Below are 2,453 nucleotides of genomic sequence, written 5' to 3' on the forward strand. Positions count from 1 at the left end.
TTCGACACTCTTTATCCGCCCCCGGTCTTCACATTTAGATTATTCAGATTAGGCGACAACTATTCTGACACCGGGGGTATGTGGCGTGCTCTTGAGATCAAGTGCTGTCAGTCAATGGTTAGATAAAAAATGGTTTTCAGGTGAGAACCACACCTACACAATCAGTATTTGAAAATCATGGAATTTTGATATATGAACTATATTTTCGCCTTAAATCATCAATATCTTTTTTTGCTTTCCTTTCTTTTTCCTCTAGTGCTTTTATCTCATTTGATTTTTCTTTCAACAACTGCTCAAACATTACTTTAGCCTACTCTCTTGATTTAATATCCACGATGTTTGCCAAGTCTTTAGATCTTTCTGTTAGAGCATCTTCTCGTTCTTGTAATGAGATGAGGCTATCATTTAGATTTTTCTGTATTAGATCTAAGGAAGATGAACGCCTGCATATTTCGGCTTCACCAGCATCAAGTTGAGCCTCTTTGGCTTTAATTGTTCTATTTATATCATCAACCTGTAAATAAAACTCAGCCTTAAGTTCATCTAAATTAAGAAGGTCGCTTAGTAAAGCTTGCTTTTTATCAATTTCATCTTGTATATGATAGAGACGGTCTTTCAATTCCATTTCAAAGATTCTGTATTGGTCTTCCAATAGGATTATCTTTTCCTGCGCCTCTAAAATGGACGACTCTTTTTCTTTCCTGATTACCCATGACCCTCAGCCAGCTTCAAGAGCCGATATGGCATCGGAGGGCTTGCCACGACTGCATGCCCCAATTCTACCAACATGCTATTGAGGTCAAAACGATGATTAAACCGGAAGCAGTATTCCGCAAGATGCCTTGGTAAATGCTTCGCTCCGAGCGTATGGCAACCGCGATTCTCACTATTCAAGCCAAATTAAATCTTTTTATGCGATACATACACGATTTCTACCTTCGTTTTTTGCATGATATAAAGCACTATCCGCTTCTAGTAGTAATGTTTCTTCAGTCTTTATATGTGAGGTATTATCTGAACAGGCAATACCAAAGCTCATGGTGACAGAAAAATTGCCTTCATTCCTTTCAAACTTTAGATCAGAAATTGCTTGACGGATACGCTCTATAATTAACAGAGCATCTGTGGCATTGGTTTCACCCAGTATAATTAAAAACTCCTCACCACCATAACGCCCAACACAATCATGACTCCTTAAGTGGTTAGTTAAACTTTTACTGACCTCCTTCAGCGCTGTATCACCAGCAACATGACCATATGTGTCGTTGACATGTTTGAAATGATCTATATCAGCAAGTATTACAGTAGTAGGCTGTTTTTTTCTTGTGTCTTTTTCGATGGTGTTTTTTAGGAATTCCATTATAGCGCCCCGATGAAAAACACCAGTAAGTGCATCCCGAGAAGACTGCTCTTTGAGTTGCGCCAATGCATTTACCAACTGATTGTTTATGTCATAGATGCGTTGATAAAGACGGCTTTTTTCGACTAAAAATGATATTTGCCTTGCAAGGTTAATAAATATTTTTTGGTGGGCATCAATGTATGTGTTTTTTTCTTTGCTAGAGAAGAAAATGAAACCGATAGGCTTACCATCTGCAATGAGCGGGCAGGTTAAACTTGATTGAATGCCTTCAGCAACTATTAATTTAGTTGATAATGAGTTAGGGTTTTCAGCTAAATATAGTTGCAGGTCGTTAAGAATGCGGGGTTGTTGCGAGGTTAGTATCCCCTCTAAACTACTACCACTTAAAAAAGCAGTATATCCATTTTTGATCATTACTTTTTCTGGGTAATTGCTTTTTGTCCAATGAGCGAAAACCCGCTCATAATCATCAGATATTAATGCGCAGCCGATCCTATCGTAAGGTATTATTTCATGAAATGTGTCATATATGCGATTTAAAACCTCATCAAGAACACTGCCTTTACTGATTTCAGTGGATATTTCTTGAATTTTATTAAACCCATCAAGTCGGGCATCAAGCCAGGCAGCCAACTGAACAAGATCAGATTCAAAATCGAGAATGGATTCTATGTTGGTATCCTTCGGGAAAGATAAGGAACATTTGCCTTGTTTAATTTTTTTTATGGCTTCTCTGTATGAAGCTAACCGTTGAACTGATAGTGTTACATCGTTCATATCTTGTCCTTATCGGTACTGCGTTGACTTTTTGTAGCATAACGTCTGTTTAATCGATGATGCGAATAATACCTTGAGATCGTGATCTCCATCTAGATCTCTATCGCAGCGTGACATAATGGGTCATCAAATCATCTTCGCCGACAGTAAATTCAGCAGCAAGCGCCATCAGACCCGTAAAGCGATTTTTGCCCCTTCATGATCCCAGAAAAAGATCGTGAATTTAATCAATTAGCTACCTGATTACCCATGACCCTCAGCCAGCTTCAAGAGCCGATATGGCATCGGAGGGCTTGCCACGACTGCATGCCCC

General features: G+C 38.9%; 3 protein-coding genes and 1 pseudogene. All 4 read right to left on the bottom strand.

Annotated features, from left to right (window positions below):
* Positions 1-175: 175 nt before the first annotated feature.
* The 4 genes and pseudogenes from OKC40_RS22155 to OKC40_RS22170 all read right to left on the bottom strand — a co-directional run bounded on the left by OKC40_RS22155 (position 176) and on the right by OKC40_RS22170 (position 2,140).
* Positions 176-301 (bottom strand): hypothetical protein, encoded by a 126-nt coding sequence (locus tag OKC40_RS22155; protein WP_265324674.1) that lies wholly within the window; start codon positions 299-301, stop codon positions 176-178.
* 9 nt (positions 302-310) lie between these two features.
* Positions 311-625, bottom strand: coding sequence for a hypothetical protein (locus OKC40_RS22160; protein ID WP_148140617.1), 315 nt, complete (start codon positions 623-625; stop codon positions 311-313).
* Positions 626-705: 80 nt separating this feature from the next.
* A pseudogene (locus OKC40_RS22165) lies at positions 706-873 on the bottom strand (IS1595 family transposase); the annotation flags it as partial.
* Positions 874-910: 37 nt separating this feature from the next.
* Positions 911-2,140 carry a sensor domain-containing diguanylate cyclase gene (locus OKC40_RS22170; RefSeq protein ID WP_005344802.1) on the bottom strand — a complete coding sequence of 410 codons (1,230 nt, stop codon included), beginning with the start codon at positions 2,138-2,140 and terminating at the stop codon, positions 911-913.
* Between the last annotated feature and the right edge of the window lie 313 nt (positions 2,141-2,453).

It is taken from the genome of Aeromonas sp. QDB11 (assembly GCF_027705265.1).
GTDB classification, from domain to species: domain Bacteria; phylum Pseudomonadota; class Gammaproteobacteria; order Enterobacterales; family Aeromonadaceae; genus Aeromonas; species Aeromonas allosaccharophila.